An 18,801-nucleotide genomic window follows, 5' to 3' on the forward strand; every position below is an offset into this window, starting at 1 on the left:
ACCTCCTTCTTCTACTGTGCCGCCTTCGGCCGGGACAGCTTCTCTTGATTCAGCAGCAACAGCGGATCATTGCTGTGCTTGATCGCCCATAGCGTGTCCACCGAATACGCGCGTCCGCCGCCTTCCAAATCATACGTATGAGGATCGTCCACCTTTGCTCCGTGCGCGATGCAGCGCTCCTTGAGCCGCTGGATACGCGCTTCTGTCTCATAGCGGAAGATCGGCGTACCCATCAGAGCGAGCCGCGTCCCTTTACGCATAAATTCGATGTGAACGAGCAGATCGGGGAACTCCGCCTTGATGGCCTCGAACTGCTCGATATACCGCTCCGGGTCGAGGAACAGCTGGATATTGGTATAGGCCGGGTCCTGCTTCTGCACCCACAGCCGATAATGGCCGAATGAGAAATCGGAGATCCCCAGCTTCTTATGATATTCATCGTAGGGCAGCTGCATATCGATCCGCCCTCTCCAGCGCGCCGCAAGTACCTGCAGCCGCTGCTCATGATCAGCGTCCAGCATGACGAATACCAGGGCACGGTCCGTCGGCAGCTTGAACGGAGTAAAGTACGACGGGATCGGCCACTCATTGACCGAGACAAGCCGCTTGCGGATCAAGTCATCGTCTGCCAGCTCATATCCGAACCGGGCAGCCGTCTGCCAATCATCAAAGGTAACGCCGTACTGGATCCACTTAGTCTTCGGAGCCAGCGCGACCCGGATCTCCGTAATAATGCCGATCGTCCCGTAGCTGTGAAGGTACGGCTGGATCTCCTCGCCCTGGACCACAACCGTCCGGGGCTCCATCTCCACCGTCCGGATCGTCAGACGCTCCACCATACCGTCCCAGATCGTCCCCCAGGCGATGGAACCGACACCGCCAAACCCGCCCATAAGAAAACCCGCCAGCGTCGACTTCTTGAACGTCGTCGGCAGCAGCAGCATCTCTTGTCCGGCTTCACGGGCAGCCGTTTCCATCCGCCCCATGTTGGCGCCAGGTTCGACCCGCATATACCCGTCGCCGATCTCAAGTACCCGGTTCAGCTTGGTCACATCGATGACGATGCCTCCGGTCAAGGGTACGCATTGCCCGTAGTTGCAGGTACCCCCGCCCCTCGGGGTCAGCGGCACCTCCCAGCGCGCAGCGAACGCGATCACCCGGTCCAGCTCTGCGAGAGTGGTCGGCACCGCGATGCAATCGGCCAGTTTCCCTGCGAGCGCATTCTCCAGCACGGGGGACAGATGGTGCATGTCATTGGAGAACTTGACGAGCGAGTGATGGTCCCACAGCAGGATCTCTTGCGGGAGCTCATTCTTCAGCGCTTCTTGCCATCCTTGTTTCATGCAAGCACTCTCCCTCTTCTGATGTTCGACAGATAAGTTAATCTGTCATATAGTTAACGTTGTTAACGAAAGCAATCCAATCGATGTCAGATTATTTCGATTATAGGCAGGCTTAAGAAGGAGTGTCAATTCATCTGCGTTAACTTTCTTGACATTTGTGACCCTGCCAAAAAAACGTCCTGCGGCTGTGCGTATGACAAAAAATTCACAACCTGTCGGGAGCAGCACTCGTGCACTCTAGAAATCGACCGAATTAAATCGATTAAAAACAAAGGAGTGCTTGTTTTTTGCTGAGCCCTGTAAGACTGATCTGGAAAATTAGCGAATGCTGAAGAAGTTCCTTTCCAATACCACGTTCTTTAGGTGCCGACGATCGTTTAAACCGAAGATCGATTGCCTTCCGTTGCCCGTTGGGACGGAGGGCGTATTTTTATGCTCGCATTCGCGCAATCTCGGACTTTACAATAGTTTTGCATCCCAATAATACAGCCATTACATTCAAGATCGATAATCTTGTATGTAAGAAACTTGATCGACATCGGAGGAACAGACCATGGAAACCGTACAATTCATTCATTTGACCGACACGCATATGAATGCGCCGGGACGGGAGTTGTTTCAAGTCGGCATGGCCGACAAAGTCAAGCGTGTGTTTCAAGATGTGCGAAGGTCCGGTTACGCGCCCGCTTTTGCCGTCATTACCGGCGATCTCACGCACGAGGGCAATGCGGAGGACTACGCCTATTTTCGCCAGTTGGTGGACGAAGGCTCGGCGCTCATCGACGCTCCTGTCTATGTGATGCTTGGCAACCACGACCATCGTTCGCCTTTCCGGGAAGGCTACCTGGGCGAGACGCCTTCCGAGCAGCCCTACTACTACACGGCGACAGTCGGCGGTTTGCGGCTGATCGCGCTCAACTCGCAAGTACCGGGCGATGACACCGGAGCCGGAGCGATCGACCAAGAGCAACTGGCTTGGCTGGCCGAGCAACTGCAAACAACGGCACCGAACGGCACGGTCATCGCGCTGCATCATCCGATGCTGGCGGTCAACGATGTGGCTCCGGAATATTTGCTGACCAACACGGAGGAAGTGGCGGCCGTAATCAAAGGCGGATGCGATATCGTCGGCGTCTTCGCGGGCCACGTCCATACGCACAATACCGGTTTCTACAACGGCATTTTCAGCGTGGCCGCGACCGGGACGACCTACATGGGAAAAAGGATGGGCGACGGCTTCGTCGCGGGCCAGAACTATTGCAGCTACAACATCGTCACCGTGACCAACCGCCGGCCTTCCGTTCAGACGGTCACACTGCCGGTCCCGCACGAAGAGCTTTTCCGTCTGGAATTGGCGCAGTTTGGCATTGTCCAGGCCAGAAGTTAGGAGGTGTCACTCGAGATGAAGCTGCAGGCGGCCGGCACCAAGGCGAACAAGCCCCGGCGTTACGCTGCGTTATGGCTCATGATGCTGCCCGGCATCCTCTACCTACTGATCAATAATTATTTGCCGATGTTCGGCGTCGTCATTGCGTTCAAAGACTTCAACTATGCGAAGGGCATTCTCGGCAGCGACTGGGTCGGGTTCAAAAACTTCGAGTATTTGTTCAAAACGTCGGACGCGCTGTTGATTACCCGAAACACACTGCTGTATAACGCCGTTTTTATTTGCTTGAACTTGATCGTGCCGGTCGGCGTGGCGATTTTGCTCAACGAGGTTCAAAAAAAATGGTTGTCCCGCTTTTATCAAAGCGCGGTTCTGCTTCCGTACCTGATCTCGATGGTCATCGTCGGCTACCTGGTATACTCGCTGCTCGGCACGGATACCGGCTTCGTCGGCAAAACGATTTTGCCGTTGCTTGGTTTGCCGGATATCGCCTGGTACAGCGAAGCGCAATACTGGCCGTACATTTTGGCGACCGTGCATATTTGGAGCAGCGCGGGCTACTTGAGCGTAGTCTACTTGGCTTCGATCGTCGGTATCGATCCGGAGTATTACGAAGCGGCGACGATTGACGGGGCCGGCAAATGGCAGCAGATCAGGAGCATTACGGTTCCGCTGCTTGTGCCGGTCATTACGATCATGACTTTGCTGCAGATCGGCCGCATTTTCTACTCCGACTTCGGCCTGTTTTACCAAGTCCCGCTTAACGCGGGGGCGCTGCAATCGACGACCAACGTCATTGATACGTATGTGTACCGCGCCTTGCTTACGATCGGCGATGTCGGGATGTCCTCGGCGGCCGGCGTCTATCAATCCGTTGTCGGTTTCGTGCTGGTGCTGTTGTCCAACGCTGTCGTCAGAAAAATCAATAAAGACAACGCCTTATATTAAGAGGGGGATTCTCTTGCACACGAAAAACTCCTTCTGGTCCTGGTTCGTGCACCTCGCGCTGTTGTGGCTTGCGGCTTTTTGCCTGCTCCCGCTTATTCTGCTGTTTATCGCTTCGTTGACGGACGAGCAGTCGATTGTGCGCAACGGGTATTCTTTCTTTCCGGAGGCGTTCAGCCTGGACGCCTATCGGTATTTGTGGCACGATATCGGCCGGATTTTGCGCGCCTACGGCATCACGATCACCATCACGGCGCTTGGGACCGTTGCCGGACTGACCGTTACCGCTTTGCTGGCCTACCCGTTATCGCGCAAGGATATGCCTTTCAACAAGATGGGGTCATTTTTCGTAATCTTCACGCTGCTGCTGAACGGCGGTCTGGTGCCGACCTACCTGGTTTACACGCAGTTGTTCGAGCTGAAGAACACGCTGCTCGCCCTGATCGTGCCGGGGCTGCTGATGAACGCGTTCTATATCATGCTGATGCGCTCGTTTTTCGCCACTTCGGTGCCGGTTCCCGTCATCGAATCGGCCCACATGGACGGAGCCGGCGAATTCCGCACGTTCGTGCAGATCGTGCTGCCGCTGTCGCTGCCGATTTTGGCGACGATCGGGCTGTTCCAGACGATTCATTATTGGAACGACTGGTATAACGGCATGCTCTACATTACCGACAGCAAGCTGTACAGCTTGCAAAGCTTGCTGAACCGGATTTTACTCGACTTCGAATTTCTGACCAACGGCAATTTCTCCGGAAATGCGAGCGACATGTTGGCGGACGTTCCGAGGGAAACGGTGCGCATGGCGATGGCGGTCATCGGGATCGTTCCGCTCGCGGTCGCCTATCCGTTCTTCCAGCGTTATTTCGTAAAAGGGCTGACGATCGGTGCGATCAAAGGATAAGGCCTTATCCAATCTTCAACTGGTTGGCATACCACACATTCTCATAGGAGGTTTTTATTCCATGTTCAAGAAACGAAACGCAGTGCAAGCGGGACTGGCTGTCCTACTGACATCGGGGATGCTGCTGGCCGGCTGCGGCGGCAATAATGCCGGCAACGCCCGAAGCGGTGACGCGCCTTTGTCGTCCGCGGCGGCGTCTTCGGCGGAGTCAAGCGCACCTGAGTTGGCGCCTTACGAATTGACGGTCGCCTTCTGGGGCAACGATCAGCCGGACTTGCCGGCCGTGCAGGACGAGATGAACAAAATTTTGCGGGAGAAAATCAATGCGACGGTCAAAATTATGCCGATTGCTCCGAGCCAGTGGGGGCAGCAATCGAATTTGATGCTCACCAGCAACGAGAAGGTCGATCTGATGATCGCCTCCAACCTGTTTAATTACAGCTCGACGGCGTTGAACGGGAGTTACTCGCCGCTGGATGAGCTGCTGGAGAATTACGGTTCCGGCATTCAGGAAGCGGTGAGCCCTGCCCAGTTGGCAGCCGCCAAAGTAAACGGCACGCTCTACGGCATTCCGGCGATCAAGGACATGGCCACGTACTACGGCATCGAGATGCGCAAAGATTTGGTCGACCAATACGGCATCGACGTCACCACCATCAAGACGCTGGACGATCTGGACACCGTATTCCGGACGATCAAGGAAAACGAACCGGATGTGATCCCGCTTGTGGCCAAAAACCCGGGCACCTCGCCATTTTTTCAAGGCTATCTGCCGTTTGACCCGCTTGGCGGAAGCGTCGGCGTGCTGCCTGGTTACGACAATGGTATGAAAGTGGTAAACTGGTATGAAACTCCACAGTATGCGGACGAATTGAATTTGATGCGCAAGTGGTTCCAGGCCGGTTATTTGCCGAAGGATGCCGCTTCGAGCAAGCAGGACGGCCGGGGACTCGTGAAGGCCGGTGAGGCGTTTTCGTTTCTGACGAATATGAAGCCTGGCATCGACAAGGAAATATCCCGGGTTGTCGGCCATGAGATGATCGGCGTCAGACTGAGTGAGGATTATGCAACCTCGGACACGATCAACAATGCCATGTGGGCGATTCCGATAAGCTCCAAAGATCCGGACAGAGCGATGATGCTGATCAACCTGCTCTACACGGACAAGCAGTTGTTCAATCTGCTGGCCTGGGGCATCGAGGGCAAGCATTATGTGAAGAAATCGGACAACATGATCGATTATCCGTCCGACGTCGATGCTACGAACGTCGGGTATAACTTCAACCTGGCTTACTTGTTCGGCAATCAGTTTTTGTCCTACAACTGGCCGACGGAAGACCCGGACATCTGGAAGAAGGTCGACGCATTCAACAAAAACGCCACGCCGTCGAAAGCGCTGGGTTTCATTTTCGACGCGAACAACGTCAAGACGGAAATGGCCGCGGTTAGCAATGTGGTGAACGAGTTTGCGATCGGACTGGAGACGGGTACGCTCGATCCGCAGGAAAACCTGCCGAAGTTCATCGCAAAATTGAAAGCCGCGGGAAGCGACAATATCGTGGCCGAGAAGCAGCGTCAGCTTGACGAGTGGGCGAAAACCCAAAAATAATCACAAAATTCATCGAGTCGGGGAACGGCCGCGGGCCTCCGCGCTGCGCGGACGGACTCCCGGTCGCCTCCCCGGCATTTTGGAAAAAGGAGAGGTCCATCTTGACCGATATGCCCCTGGTCGATATCGCTTACCACCAAATTCGCCAAAAGTTGCTAAACGGCGACTATTTGCCCGGCGCTTTGCTGTCCGAGAACGAGCTCGCCGCCGAACTGAATATGAGCCGGACGCCGATTCGCGATGCGATGACGCTGCTGTCGCGCGAAGGCTTCGTCGAAACGCTCAAGAAACGAGGCATTCTCGTCAAAGGCGTCGATGTGAATGAATTGTACGACATGTTCGACTTGTTGACGGCGCTGTACGTCCACGTGCTGGACACCGTCGAGCCGCAACAATACAAGGACGAGCTTGCGGTCATGAAGGAGCAATTGGACCGTCTGATCGAGGCGAGCGAGGAGAGACGCTACCGCGAATATTACGAGAACGGTCTGTTGTTCATGCGGACGATGCTGGCCACCAGCCAGAACCGCTGCATCCTGCAGACGTTCGATACGTACAAGGACAAAATTTTATATTTCGTCATGGTGCATCGTACGTTCAACAACCCGAACCGCCCGTACAAAAGCAGAAAAATGTACGCCGAAGTGTACCGCATGTTGACCGAGGACAATATCCCCGGTGCGCGTAAAGTGTTCTTGGAATCGATGCGGAACATTTGCGAGGAATTGGTGCGGATGATGCGATAAGCGCATGGATTGCAATTTCATGGCCGCCGATGAGAGCGGTTCAAATTTATAATAAAAAAGGAAGTACGATTGATGGCCATTATTCCTGATAGAATGAATAACCGAATCGTCGCGCTTGAGGGCGCGCATAATTTTCGCGATATGGGCGGTTATCCGGCGGAGGACGGCCGTACGGTCAAATACGGCATCCTGTTCCGCTCCGACGAACTCGGAAGTTTGACCGACGAGGATGGGCGGACGCTGCAACGGCTATCGTTGCGCACGATGCTCGATTATCGCACCGACGGCGAAGCGGAACGCAGTCCGACGCCGGCGTTGGCCGGTGTGGAATATCGCCGGTACGACACCAGTTCGCTGGCGGCGGGGGCCGGCGGCGTCGTGAACGATACGCTCAACCTCCACGCGTTGAACCGTGGCATTATGCTGGACGTTTACGGCAAGCTGCCTTTTGCGAATCCCGCTTACCGGTTTCTGCTCGAAGCGCTTGCGGACCCCAAACGGCACGGCATCCTGCATCATTGCGCCGGCGGGAAAGACAGGACGGGCGTCGGCGCGCTGCTCATTCTGAAGCTGCTGGGTGTGTCCGACGAAACGGCGATGGCAGACTATTTGCTGACGAACGAAACGCTCGGACCGAAGCTGCGGCAGCGGTTGGAGGGGCTTGCCGGCGAACTGGAGCCGCATCAACTTGCCGATCTGCAGGATATTTTCGTTGCCGATCCGGACTATCTCCAGGCCGCGATCGACGCGGTGGTCAATCGCTACGACACTTGGGACAACTACTTCGCACAGGAATTCGGCATTACGCCGGAGGAGCGCGACCGCATTCGCGAGTTTTGCCTGGTTTCGTGAATTAGAGGTTACTGTGTCCTTTCGTGAGCCGAGCACCACTCACAGCCACTCGCCAATTTCTCAACAAAAAAAAGGTACTGCTCCCTTATACAATCCGGGTGCAGTACCTTCTTCCATTTAGTCAGCACTTTTTCAGCAGCCTGCCGACCAGGTTGGGGATCTCCGCCAACAATTCAGCCCAGCTTGTGGCCGCAGTTCGAGCAGAAATTGGCGCCTTCGTTTTTGGCTCCGCAGTTGGGACAGAAGTTTGGCTTGCTCTGGCCGCCTGAGGACGAACCGCCGCCATCCGATGAAGAAGAATGCTGGTTGCCATTCTGGTTTTGGTTTTGGTTTTGGTTTTGGTTTTGGTTTTGGTTTTGGTTTTGGTTTTGGTTTTGGTTTTGGTTTTGGTTTTGATTCTGACCCTGGTTCTGACCCTGCCCCTGTTGATTCATGTTCTTCATCATTTCATTGGCCATGTTCATCCCCATCATCATCCCCGCCATATCTGAGGCCGCGCCGCCGCCCTGGACCTTGCCGGAGGCGATGCCGTCGGTCATGGAGATCTGCTGGTACTTGGACAGATTGCCGACCATCTCATGCGAGGCCGTCTTGGTGATCATATCCTGGATCTCCTTCGGATAGTTGAAGCTCATGACGTTGAACCCGGTGATGGTGATGCCGTTGTCCATAATCTCCATGTCCAGGTCCTCGCGGATTCCTTTGGCGATATCATGGGCGTTGGCTTGCAGGTTGAACATATCCTTGCCTTCCCGGCTGATCCACTTCATCAGGAGCTGATCGAGCGCCGAGGTGATGCGGATCCGCACATCCTCAACCAGGTAACTGCTGCGCATGCCGGCGATCTTGTCGATCAGCGTGACATAGTCGTTCACCTTGAAGTTGAATGTGCCGTTGGCGCGGATCGGCATCCCGCCCGGCAGCTGCGGCGTCGGGATCAGCACAGGATTCTGCGTGCCCCAGCGGACGGTGAATTCCTTCGTATTGACGAAGAGCACCTCCACCCGCATGCCGCTGTTGAAGCCGAACTTGAAGCCCTTGAGCGTCGAGAGGAACGGGATGATCTGGGATTCGATATTGTAATCCCCTTCCTGCTCGAAGACGCCTTCGATGCGGCCGTTATTGAAGAAGATCGCATCCTGCCCCGGACGGATGATGAGCTTGCTGCCCTTCTTGATCTCCTTGTTGCTCCACTTCCAGAAGATCATATCGTCTCTGAACTCTTCCCATTCGACCACATTGGCGAATTGGTTGCGAAAGAATACCATTGCGCATCGTCCCTTCGATTAGAATTTCCCACGGCTGCCGCTGTATGAACGCCCGCCGCCGGTCCTGCCGCCGCCTCCACCGCCACCTCCACCAGTGTTGCGGGGGATCTTGGTTTTGGTCGTCGTCGTCCGCAGATACGTATCCCGGTGTGCAAGCACGCCAGAATTAGCTCCGTCCTCATACGTCTGCCGGTTGATGGTCACCCGGCCGCCGGAGCGGTAGACCAGCACGACTACGACAATTCCGCCCAGCGCCAATGATACCGCCAGTTGAAACCACAGCTTGAACAAAATATTATCCGGGTTAAAATTCGGATCATAGCCCATATAACGATGAGATTCCTCGATGAACTCCCGGAAAGCGTCGGCATAATAGCCTGCACTCAGATCGGAAGTGATGCCTCTGCGAATCTTATTCAGGCGCTCATTGGTCAGGTAATCTTCCGCCAAGCCGAAGCCTGCAAGATGGATGTCCCGGTATCTCATATCCATAGTAAGGACAGCCGCATTCTCGGGCATGCGCGCATCGATAAAATCACCCATAAAAACTTCTATATCGATATCATCCGGATTATCCGTCGTAAGAATAATAAATTCCGTCTGCCGCTCCGCGCCCAACTGGTTCGCGAGGGCGTTGAGCTCCTGCGCCTCCTCCGCCGTCAACAGGCCTGCATCGTCGAAGATCAGTTGTTTGTCCGCAGCCAGCCCGCTCGCAGGGAGGATGAACAGGCCGATCAGGAGCAGCACCCCAACTAACTTTAGGGGAATTCGCTTCACAAGAACCCCCCTCCCATCGCCCATGAGACCGTCTTGAGCGCTAGCAGCGTGACGCCTGCGACGCCGCCGAACCAGGCCGCCACTTTGCCTTTGCTGATCGGCGGCTTGCCGACGACCTTGCCCGTCTGGCCGTTCATCGCAAAGGTGTAGCCCTTCTTGTTGTAATCATAGTGTACCATCCAGACCGGCAGCAAGGCGTAATCGGCATGCTTCTGCCGCGTATCGATATCCTTGCGGCTGTAGCTCATCGTTGCGTAACCGCGCACTGTGGATTGAATATAAGCATTGATGAACGGCGCGATTTTGTCCTTTACCCGCGGCAGCAGCTGCTTGTCGTCGTAGCTGTATTTCTCCGCGAGATAGCCTGCCAGATACGGCGAGTTGAACGTCTTGAGCTGCTGATAGGGGAACGGCTCCAGCCGGTCCATCAGTTCGTCCTTCATCTTCTCCGAAGCGTCGACCGGCACCTTGTGGTAGTTCAGCCGGATCTTGCGGTACACCTCATAATGCTGGGTCTCGGTATAGCGATAATCGCCCCGGGTATAGGTTCTGACCTTGGTGCCGTGACCTTGCACCTCGATATTGTTGTCGATGTCATAGAGCCAGAACGGCACATACATGCCCGTGATGCTCTTGATTCGGTCCGCCGTCATAAATCCTTTTGGGGTGATCAGGCCGCCCCGGCACCATTTGCGGAAGGCCTCCTCGGCCTGCTGCTTGCTGATCGCGAAGGGGATCACCTTGGAAGGGGCCAGCTTGCCCGTCAGCCGGTCCGCCAGCACAACCGCCGAGCCGCAAAAGCTGCAAGTGGTCGCCGATGTCTCCGGGTCGGTGATGATGTCGGCGCCGCAGCTGTTGCAGTGGTACTCCACCGCCTCGCCTTCCTCAAACGTCTGAACCATTAGCGGATCTGACGTATCGTCGATCTTGTCCTGCCTTCCGCAGCTGGGGCAAGACAGCATCCCGGAGGCGCTGTCGAAATTCATCCCGCTGCCGCAGCTGGGACATTTGTACTCGATAACCGGCATTCTCTCACCTCGATTCTCTCTCTATCCGTTACTCTGCCTCTTTCGTCTTGAGCGCCGTCAGCTCCTGCTGTGGATCTGCAGAGGCTTCGGCCTCTGCCGCCAGCTGCTTCTCCAGCTCGGCGAACAGCTCGTCAAGGTCGCTCTCCTGCTCCGCCCGCAGCTCAGCCAGCGCCATCGCTTCATCATAAGCCTGATTCACTTTCGCTTCCGCCGCCGCAAAGCCGCCGCTGCCCTGCATCTCATTGCGCTGCTGCTGGGCCCGCGCATCCGCCATCTTGCTTTTCAGCTCGGCGTGTCTGAGCTCCAGCTGGCTTACGTCGGCGACGAGTTTCTCCTGCATGTGCCGCATACGCTCTGCCTTGGCTGCCGCCAGTTCATGCGCCGCCCTCAGCTGCGCTTCCTTGCCAGTCTGTACCGCCTTCTGCTCCAGGAGGCGCAGGGCCGCGTCCTCCTCGCCCCGCTCGACCGACCGCTCTGCATACCGCTGCAGCTTCTTGATCTCCGACCGGCACTCGTCCAGCGCCCGCTTGGCGCGATTCACCTCCACCTGCATCGCCGACGCTTCCGCCCTCACCTGGCCGAGGTCGCTCCGCAAGGTCCGCATATAGCCATCAATCGCTTTATCCGACTGGTCGTTTTTGTTCAGCCAAGCATTCACATTGCTCCTCATCACATCTCTGAACCGGGACAAGACTCCCATCGCACACGCCTCCTCGCCTGATCACATCTTACCCTTATAATACCTTACTTTTAACCAAAAGGATTCATTATGTATGCAAAAGCGCCGCCACGCGCAGGAGAAATTGCGCTTGGCGGCGTGTCTCGCACAGCCTAATATAAAGAGTTATTCCTCCGCCCCGCGACGGAAGACAGCAGCAGAGGCTCGTCTGGCCACAAGCAGCGTCAGGACGATCAGCACCAATGCCATGACCGGGTGCAATGCGCCTGCGGCAGGCAGATGGGCAGTCATATATTGAAGGTAGATCAGTAGGAACGAGGCCAAGGTCAGCCACCCCGTACCTTTGGGCAGACGTCCGGCGGCATTAAATATTAGCATGATTAAAGGAACAAACTGAAAGAAATGCACAAACATCTCGTGCTTGCCCCAGTGTCCGGGGTCGTTAAAAATCGCCATGCCGGCAAACAGCGTCTGAAGTGCAATACAGCCTACAAGCGCCCAGGCAAGTCCAAAGAACACCCACCTGAAGAAGCGGACCCGCGAGCCCATCCGTTCTTCATGTACCCGTTTCTTCATCTGACACCCCGCCTGTTGCCCGTCATCAGCCCAGCCGCAACCGCACTGACCACCGGCAGGATGAACGGCAGATAGCGAATCCCCCAAGCCTCTCCCGTGATCAGGTAACCAAGGATCCCGATAAGTTCCGATAACAGGAAGCCCCCGACCAATCCCCCCGCCAGCGCAATCAACACAACCTTTAACCGTTTATTCATTACCAACGCCTCCTGTACCTCTTGTAACTGGGTTCATTGTAGCAGCACAATGTTGCGAACTTATGCGCTTCGTATGCTTATGCTGTGAAAATGCCCCGAAACGCAAAAAATCCCCTATAATGGGGATACAACAGCAAGGATGTTAACCCTGTGAACAAACAGTGCGTTGTTGCAGCCTCAGCGGACGGCTGGTTCCGGCGCTCCAAGGAACAAAAAGTGCGTTGCAGCTCAGTGGACGGCTGGTTCCGGCGCTCTAAGGAACAAAAAGTGCGTTGCAGCTCAGCGAACGGCTGGTTCCGGCGCTCTAAGGAACAAAAAGTGCGTTGCAGCTCAGCGAACGGCCGGTTCCCGCGCTCTAAGGAACAAAAAGTGCGTTGCAGCTCAGCGAACGGCTGGTTCCGGCGCTCTAAGGAACAAAAAGTGCGTTGCAGCTCAGCGGACGGCTGGTTCCCGCGCTCTCTTAGGGAAGAAAGGTACCTTGGAGCGCGGTGAACGGTCGAGCCCAGTCGCTAGTGCCACCAGATCTTCGGTGCGAGCTGCTGCAATGACCCTTTCTGCCGCTATTGCACCGCAATCTTCGGCTCGAGCTGCTGCAGCGACCCTTTCTGCTGCTATTGCCGCATTTTTTGCAGCCTGAAACCCAGGAATCATATAACGCTTAGAATGTAAGAAAGAAGGGATCCTTCTTGACACATACTGTGCTCATCGTCGACGACGAGCCGAAAGTAATCGACTTTATCGCTCCCTTCCTCCGGCAGGAGGGATACGGCGTCCTCACGGCGTCCTCCGGACGCGAGGCGCTGCAGATCGTAAGAGAGCAGCAGCCCTCGATTGTCATCCTGGACTGGATGATGCCCGGCATGAGCGGGATCGAAGTGTGCCGCGAGCTGCGCAGCAGGGGACGGATCGGCATCATCATGGTGACGGCCCGGGTCGAGGAGACCGATAAAATCGTCGGGCTGGAGGTCGGAGCTGACGATTATTTGACAAAACCGTTCTCATTGCGCGAGTTGGTCGCCCGCATCCGCTCCCTGCTCCGGCGGATGGAGGGGGCAGGACCTTCGGATCTGACGATAGAGCGAGGCGAGCTGACGATCTCCGAATCGCAGCGCCGTGTCTGGAAGCGCGGAGCAGAGATCACGCTGACGCCCACCGAGTTCCGGCTGCTGCTCACGCTCGCCTCCAGACCGGGGATCGTCTACAGCCGGCTCCAGCTGCTGCAGACAGCCTTCGAGGACGACGTCATGAACGACGAACGAACCGCCGATGCCCATATCAGTCGGCTCCGGAAGAAGCTGGAGGACGACCCTGCCCGCCCCCGCTACATCCTGACCGTCTACGGCTTCGGTTACCGGTTTGGTGACAACCCTTGAAGGTCAGCCGCAAGATCTTCCTGACCATCGCGTCGTTCATCGTCGTCCTGAGTGTTGTCTATGTACTGTTGACAGAGCTGGTTATCCGCGAGTCGCTGGGGGCGGTGATCGAGTCGACGCTGGGCGGGCAGCTGGACGAGCTGGCAGAGGGGATCGTGGAAGTGTATGAGCAGGAGCATGGGTGGCCCGCAGCCGATGTCTTAGAGAAGCGACTTGAAGGCTCCGGCAGTGCAGCCAGTGACGTCAGTCTGCTCCTTGTGTCCGCCGAAGGACACTTGCTCTATGCAGACGGCCGGGAGAGCGCCGGACTCCTCCGCAATCTCGGGATCAAGCGGGAGCTGAAGAGTGGTCAGAAGACGATCGCTTCGCTATACCACTACAGCCCGGAAGGCGCCATCCTGAAGAAGATCCAGCTCGGCATCTCGTTCTCGACGTTGTTCCTGCTCTCAGCAAGTCTATGCATCTTCATCCTGCTCGCTCTCTTCGTCGCCTACCGGGTATCCGGGCGGCTCACCGCACCGCTGCGGCGCATCCTGCCTGCGATCGAACGGCTCGGCCAGGGCGAGCTCGGCATTCAGGCACCCGTGACCTCCAAGGATGAATACGCGACTTTGGCGGCTGCGTTCAACGACATGTCCAGACAGCTGCACAAAGGCGAACTGGCCCGCCGCAACCTCGTCGCCGATGTCGCCCACGAGCTGCGGACGCCGCTGACCATCGTCCAGGGCAAGCTGGAGCAGCTCCAGCTGCACGGACAGCCGATCGAGCCGGAACGCCTGCTGCCGCTTCAGGACGAGCTGACCCGGCTGCGCCGGCTCGTCAGCGATCTGCATCAGCTCTCCCTGGCGGAGGCGAGACAGCTGCCGCTGGAGCGCAGGATGACGAACCTTGGCACGCTGCTTGAACGGATAGCTGCGCGGATCGAGCCGTCAGCTGAGGACAATGACATCTCGCTCGACATCCAGGCGCCGGCGGATCTCCCGCAGGTCGATGTGGATCCGCACCGGATGATGCAGGTGTTCCTGAACCTGCTAGTCAATGCCGTTCGCTATACGCCCGCGAACGGCCGGATCAGCATCCGGGTAGAGGCCGAAGCGGGGCACGCCGCCGGCAAGGGCTGGCTTCGGACGGAGATCGCGGATACGGGGCCAGGGATTTCCAAGGAGCATCTGCCCCGGCTATTCGACCGATTCTACCGCACGGATGAGGCTCGGGCACGCAACAGCGGCGGCATGGGACTGGGATTGGCGATTGCCAGAGAGTTCGTGCTCGTGCATGACGGAACGATCGAAGTGCGGAGCACGGAGGGCGAGGGAACGGTATTTGTCGTAAGGCTGCCGGTTGCCGAGAGACCGGCGCCAGGAACGTAGGCGGTACAGCTTTCTTCAGGGGAGGGGTAAGCCGTGGCATGGTTATGGTGCGTCAATGTGGCGGTTGGGGGAGCGCTCGCCCTGCAAGTCAAACTGAACGGGCAAGCGGTTGATAGCAGACTATCGCGGAGAATGCAGCACTGCACAGCGCTCAGTATGCTCGTGCTGATGACCGGCTCGGCCGTGATCGCGACTGGCCACCTCATCCTGGACCTGGAGCTGCGCGTCGTCTGGACACTCTCCTGTCTGATCGCTGCGGCGCTCCGGTTCACGCTGTCGCCCAGCGGCCAGACCGCCACTCTGCAGGCCCGGATGCACCGTCTTGCCACCGGACCGAGCATGGGGATGGCGCTGCTCGCGGCAGGCTGTGTGCTGGATATCGGAAGCCTCTTCGGGATCGGCCAGTTATCTACCGCAGCTGACGCCGCGTCCCCGGGCCAGCTGGATGCCGGCATCCTCTCCAGCCGCGTCCATAACGGCCTGCTGATCGCCGCTCTCAAGCCCCTTGCGGGCCTATGGGCCCTGGCCTGGCTTTACTCAGACTCCCGCCGGGGCACCGCCTGAAGACGGCAGCACGCGCAGCAGCGGCGCTCCCCGTCCGGGAAGCGCCGCTGTACCTGCCTTTATCCTGCCTCCACTTGAGGAACTGCCGGTATCGCAGCCACCGGATTGACCAGCGGCTGCATGCCGCCCACGCGGCACTCGACCACATCCCCGTCCCGGATCACGACCGCTCCCGGCGTCCCCGTAAGGATGATATCGCCCGGCAGCAGCGTCATGAAAGCCGCATGAAAAGCGACGGTGTACCACGGCCGGAATCGCATGTTGCGGATCCGGTTGGCATGCTTCACCTCGCCGCCCCACACCGTCTCCACCTCGAGATCCAGCACATCGCCCACTTCATCCGGCGTGACGAGCTCCGGCCCGATCGAGAGGAACGTATCGAAGCTCTTCGCACGCGTCAGGAACCGCGGGTTGCGGGCGTGGATGTCCGAGGCGGTCATATCGAGGGCCGTCGTGAAGCCGGCTACCACTGAAGGCGCTTCCGCTTCTGTAATGCCGCGGCACGCCTTGCCGATGACGATCGCGAGCTCGGCCTCCGCCGTCACCTCGCCGAAGCCCTCCGGGACCCGGATCTTCTCTCCGGGGCCGATCAGCGCCGTGGCCGGCTTCATGAAGCCGACCGGCTCCTCGCCCGCCGGGATCTGCAGCAGCTCCGACTCTTCGGCGACATAGTTCATGCCGATGCCCCAGATCTTGGACGGCTCGCGATAGAGCGGACCGTATCGAAGCCCCGCGGTATCTACTGCAGGCAGCCGCAGCAGCACCTCTGCGCCGCCCTCGCGGTACCATGCATGCAGCTCGCCCAGCAAGCCGCTTCTCAGCAGCTCCAACAGCTCTGTCGGCCACTTGCCGCCTAGCGATTCCAGCAGCACATACCCATGAGGCGCCCGGATCGCAGCCTTCTCCACCTCGCCGATTTTGAGCGTAGCCATTTTCATCCAGCCTCTCTCCCTTCTAGTCTGCTCAGTATTCGAACAGATTGTCCCGCAGTGTCTTGCCGGTATACTCGCGCCTTACCAGATCGCGCTCCTGCAGCACAGGGATAACCGTGTCGACGAACTCTTGCATGTACCCATGATCATGCGCATCGACCCGCACGACGAATCCGTCGCCGCCAACCGTCGTCATGATGTGCTCCAGTTGCTCTGCCACCTGGTCCGGCGTACCGATGATGTTGGCTTTGTTGCCGGCACTCTCCTCGGTCGCCATCTCGCGCAGCGTCGGACGCTTCTCGGCCGTCTGATAACGGGAGAGAGTCGTCTGGCCGCCCTGGATGCTCTTCTCATTCATCGTCGGCACAGGCTCATCCAGCTCGTACTTCGCCAGATCCACACTCATCCGCGAGGACATGGCTGCCAGCGCGGCATGGAGCTCCAGATCGGTCGGGTTCATGCGCAGCTGTTGCCGCTGCGCGGCGATCTCTTCGGTCGCGCCGACCACCGGCTTGATGATGAAGAAGATCTTCAGTTCGTCCGGATGACGGCCCATCTTGACCGCCCGTTCCTTCAGGTCGTCATAGTAGCGCTTCATGTCATCCAGATTGTGCTTGGCGACGATGACTGCGTCCGCCCAGCGTGCCGCGAAGTCCTTGCCGCGCGCGGAGGAGCCGGCCTGGATGAGCGTCGGCCTGCCCTGCGGGGTGGGCAATACGTTCAGCGGCCCCTGGCTTTTGTAGTACGTGCCTTCAAAGTTGATCCGGTGTACCTTCTCAGGATCGGCGAAGATACCACTCTGCCGGTCCATAACCACCGCATCGGGCTCCCAGCTGCTCCACAGCCGCTGGCAGAGCTCCATGTATTCGTCCGCTTGGTCGTACCGCGCGTCATGATCCTTCATCTCCTCGATGCCGTAGTTCCGGAAGCCGGCAATGTTCGCTGTTGTGACGATATTCCAGGCCACGCGCCCCTTGGTCAGATGATCAAGCGAAGCCGTCTGCCGCGCCAGCTGATAGGGCGGAGTCAGACTGGTCGAGATGGTCGTGCCGACCCCCAGATGCTTGGTCCCCGCAGCGACCATCGCCGCCAGCATCGTCGAATCGTGATTGATGCCGTTCAAGCCATACTTGATATAATTGTCCAGCGAGTCCTGATAGGTCGAGGTGATGCCGAGATGGTCGGCGAACAGGGCAAAGTCGAACATCCCCCTCTCGCAGATCGCCGCCATCTTCTGGTACACCTCCGGCTGTCGCCAGTCGTAGCCCTCAGCTGCGTCCGGGCCGTTCCAGCCGATCGGACCGTATTCTGTAAACCAGCCAAAATGAATTTTTTTGCTCATGCTGTATCCCACCTTCTGTCAGGATGTCACGACGTGCATCGCAGAGAGCACTGCGGATGAATCGGCGACAAAGCCGTAACATTGCTTTACGTTGTATAGCGTTGCCTCCGCACAGAAATCCGGGGAGGTTGTGGCGCAGCAGTCGGCCAGCAGTACCGCATCGTAGCCGAGGCAGACGGCATCCTGCAAGGTGGCCATCACGCACTGGTCGACATTGACGCCGGCAAAAAAGATCGTCTCGACGTTCAAATTGCGCAATATGCTATCCAGAGGCGTGTCCCAGAACCCGCTCATCCGGTATTTGTCCACTTGAATATCCGTGCCTGCCACGTCCATCTCCGGCACGATGGCCGCACTCCAGCTGCTCTTCTCGAGCACATGCGAGCCGTTCTTCGGCAGCGGCCCGCCGATGCCGACGTCATCTCCGGCTTGATTATAGACGTGGAGCACGGACGGACTGAGATTCATCTTGTCGGGGCGGTTGCCCCAGTTGAGCCAGATGACCGGCACCTTCTCCTCCCGCAGCTCCGGCAGCAGCCGGTTGATCGGCTCGATCGGCGCTCGGGCCGGGGTGTAGTCCGCTCCGATATAGTCCAGCCAGCCGGCCGGGGAGCAGAAGTCATTCTGCATATCAATGACGATGACGGCCGACTTGGCCAGATTGAGCGTAAGCTGCTGCGGCTCCGCGCCGAAGGTAATCGATCGCTCAGGCAGCTGCGGCCTGCGCAGATCCACATGATCTTTGGATACTTTCCAGCTATTGCGTTCATTGCCCAGTTCTCTCATATCCACCCTTTCCTCCTTGTCTTCCGCACGTTCCGTTTGCTGTAGAACCGCATATTGAAAGTTAGACCTGCATGGACCGAATCATTCTTCCGATCGCTGTTGTCCCCAGATTTCATGATTTTT

19 protein-coding genes are annotated in these 18,801 nt (G+C 57.6%); 9 read left to right on the top strand and 10 right to left on the bottom strand.

The genetic code is table 11. The features are described 5' to 3' along the window. Window positions 1-11 precede the first annotated feature (11 nt). Window positions 12-1,343 carry an FAD-binding oxidoreductase gene (locus tag ABC336_RS12150; RefSeq protein WP_413238899.1) on the bottom strand — a complete coding sequence of 444 codons (1,332 nt, stop codon included), beginning with the start codon at window positions 1,341-1,343 and terminating at the stop codon, window positions 12-14. A 553-nt stretch (window positions 1,344-1,896) separates the two neighbouring features. Between ABC336_RS12150 and ABC336_RS12155 the strand changes: the two genes are divergently transcribed. From ABC336_RS12155 to ABC336_RS12180, 6 genes are all read left to right on the top strand, one after another. Further along, window positions 1,897-2,730 (top strand): metallophosphoesterase family protein, encoded by an 834-nt coding sequence (locus ABC336_RS12155; RefSeq protein ID WP_413238900.1) that lies wholly within the window; start codon window positions 1,897-1,899, stop codon window positions 2,728-2,730. 15 nt (window positions 2,731-2,745) lie between these two features. Next, window positions 2,746-3,678, top strand: a complete 933-nt coding sequence (locus ABC336_RS12160; protein WP_413238901.1) for an ABC transporter permease — start codon at window positions 2,746-2,748, stop codon at window positions 3,676-3,678. Between the two features lie 13 nt (window positions 3,679-3,691). Then, on the top strand, window positions 3,692-4,579 hold the full coding sequence (locus ABC336_RS12165) for a carbohydrate ABC transporter permease (RefSeq protein ID WP_413238902.1): 888 nt from the start codon (window positions 3,692-3,694) through the stop codon (window positions 4,577-4,579). Window positions 4,580-4,640: 61 nt separating this feature from the next. Beyond that, on the top strand, window positions 4,641-6,188 hold the full coding sequence (locus ABC336_RS12170; protein WP_413238903.1) for an ABC transporter substrate-binding protein: 1,548 nt from the start codon (window positions 4,641-4,643) through the stop codon (window positions 6,186-6,188). Window positions 6,189-6,298: 110 nt separating this feature from the next. Then, window positions 6,299-6,934 carry a GntR family transcriptional regulator gene (locus ABC336_RS12175; RefSeq protein WP_413242495.1) on the top strand — a complete coding sequence of 212 codons (636 nt, stop codon included), beginning with the start codon at window positions 6,299-6,301 and terminating at the stop codon, window positions 6,932-6,934. A gap of 72 nt (window positions 6,935-7,006) precedes the next feature. After that, a complete protein-coding gene (locus ABC336_RS12180) occupies window positions 7,007-7,786 on the top strand; it encodes a tyrosine-protein phosphatase (RefSeq protein WP_413238904.1) in 780 nt (259 codons plus the stop codon). 173 nt (window positions 7,787-7,959) lie between these two features. Here the strand turns inward: ABC336_RS12180 and ABC336_RS12185 are convergent, their stop codons facing one another. The 6 genes from ABC336_RS12185 to ABC336_RS12210 all read right to left on the bottom strand — a co-directional run bounded on the left by ABC336_RS12185 (window position 7,960) and on the right by ABC336_RS12210 (window position 12,311). Then, the gene (locus ABC336_RS12185; RefSeq protein WP_413238905.1) at window positions 7,960-9,054 is read right to left on the bottom strand and encodes an SPFH domain-containing protein; all 1,095 of its coding nucleotides are present in this window, start codon (window positions 9,052-9,054) and stop codon (window positions 7,960-7,962) included. Between the two features lie 18 nt (window positions 9,055-9,072). Then, the gene (locus tag ABC336_RS12190) at window positions 9,073-9,831 is read right to left on the bottom strand and encodes a TPM domain-containing protein (protein ID WP_413238906.1); all 759 of its coding nucleotides are present in this window, start codon (window positions 9,829-9,831) and stop codon (window positions 9,073-9,075) included. After that, entirely contained in the window at window positions 9,828-10,859 is a 1,032-nt protein-coding gene (locus ABC336_RS12195; protein WP_413238907.1) for a TFIIB-type zinc ribbon-containing protein, read from the bottom strand. The genes ABC336_RS12190 and ABC336_RS12195 overlap by 4 nt, the downstream gene beginning before the upstream one ends. A 28-nt stretch (window positions 10,860-10,887) precedes the next feature. Continuing rightward, window positions 10,888-11,559 (bottom strand): PspA/IM30 family protein, encoded by a 672-nt coding sequence (locus ABC336_RS12200; protein ID WP_413238908.1) that lies wholly within the window; start codon window positions 11,557-11,559, stop codon window positions 10,888-10,890. Window positions 11,560-11,703: 144 nt separating this feature from the next. Beyond that, window positions 11,704-12,114: a DUF6220 domain-containing protein gene (locus ABC336_RS12205; protein WP_413238909.1), complete on the bottom strand. Its 411-nt coding sequence runs from the start codon at window positions 12,112-12,114 to the stop codon at window positions 11,704-11,706. Continuing rightward, window positions 12,111-12,311 (bottom strand): DUF5957 family protein, encoded by a 201-nt coding sequence (locus ABC336_RS12210; RefSeq protein WP_413238910.1) that lies wholly within the window; start codon window positions 12,309-12,311, stop codon window positions 12,111-12,113. The genes ABC336_RS12205 and ABC336_RS12210 overlap by 4 nt, the downstream gene beginning before the upstream one ends. Before the next feature lie 686 nt (window positions 12,312-12,997). On the opposite strand from ABC336_RS12210, the gene ABC336_RS12215 reads away from it, so the two are divergent. Genes ABC336_RS12215 through ABC336_RS12225 form a run of 3 tightly spaced genes read left to right on the top strand, consistent with a single transcriptional unit; the run spans window position 12,998 to window position 15,618 of the window. Further along, window positions 12,998-13,684 carry a response regulator gene (locus tag ABC336_RS12215; RefSeq protein WP_413238911.1) on the top strand — a complete coding sequence of 229 codons (687 nt, stop codon included), beginning with the start codon at window positions 12,998-13,000 and terminating at the stop codon, window positions 13,682-13,684. Beyond that, a complete protein-coding gene (locus ABC336_RS12220; protein WP_413238912.1) occupies window positions 13,681-15,054 on the top strand; it encodes a sensor histidine kinase in 1,374 nt (457 codons plus the stop codon). The genes ABC336_RS12215 and ABC336_RS12220 overlap by 4 nt, the downstream gene beginning before the upstream one ends. Before the next feature lie 33 nt (window positions 15,055-15,087). After that, a complete protein-coding gene (locus tag ABC336_RS12225; RefSeq protein WP_413238913.1) occupies window positions 15,088-15,618 on the top strand; it encodes a hypothetical protein in 531 nt (176 codons plus the stop codon). A gap of 59 nt (window positions 15,619-15,677) precedes the next feature. Here the strand turns inward: ABC336_RS12225 and ABC336_RS12230 are convergent, their stop codons facing one another. From ABC336_RS12230 to ABC336_RS12240, 3 genes are read right to left on the bottom strand one after another with little or no spacing between them, the layout of a single operon-like run. Then, window positions 15,678-16,556: a fumarylacetoacetate hydrolase family protein gene (locus ABC336_RS12230; protein WP_413238914.1), complete on the bottom strand. Its 879-nt coding sequence runs from the start codon at window positions 16,554-16,556 to the stop codon at window positions 15,678-15,680. A gap of 25 nt (window positions 16,557-16,581) precedes the next feature. Further along, window positions 16,582-17,892: an NtaA/DmoA family FMN-dependent monooxygenase gene (locus ABC336_RS12235; RefSeq protein ID WP_413238915.1), complete on the bottom strand. Its 1,311-nt coding sequence runs from the start codon at window positions 17,890-17,892 to the stop codon at window positions 16,582-16,584. A gap of 18 nt (window positions 17,893-17,910) precedes the next feature. Further along, complete coding sequence (locus tag ABC336_RS12240; RefSeq protein ID WP_413242496.1) at window positions 17,911-18,678, bottom strand: cysteine hydrolase family protein; 768 nt, start codon at window positions 18,676-18,678, stop codon at window positions 17,911-17,913. Window positions 18,679-18,801 lie beyond the last annotated feature (123 nt).

Source organism: Paenibacillus jepli, from assembly GCF_047238105.1.
Lineage (GTDB): Bacteria > Bacillota > Bacilli > Paenibacillales > Paenibacillaceae > Paenibacillus_D.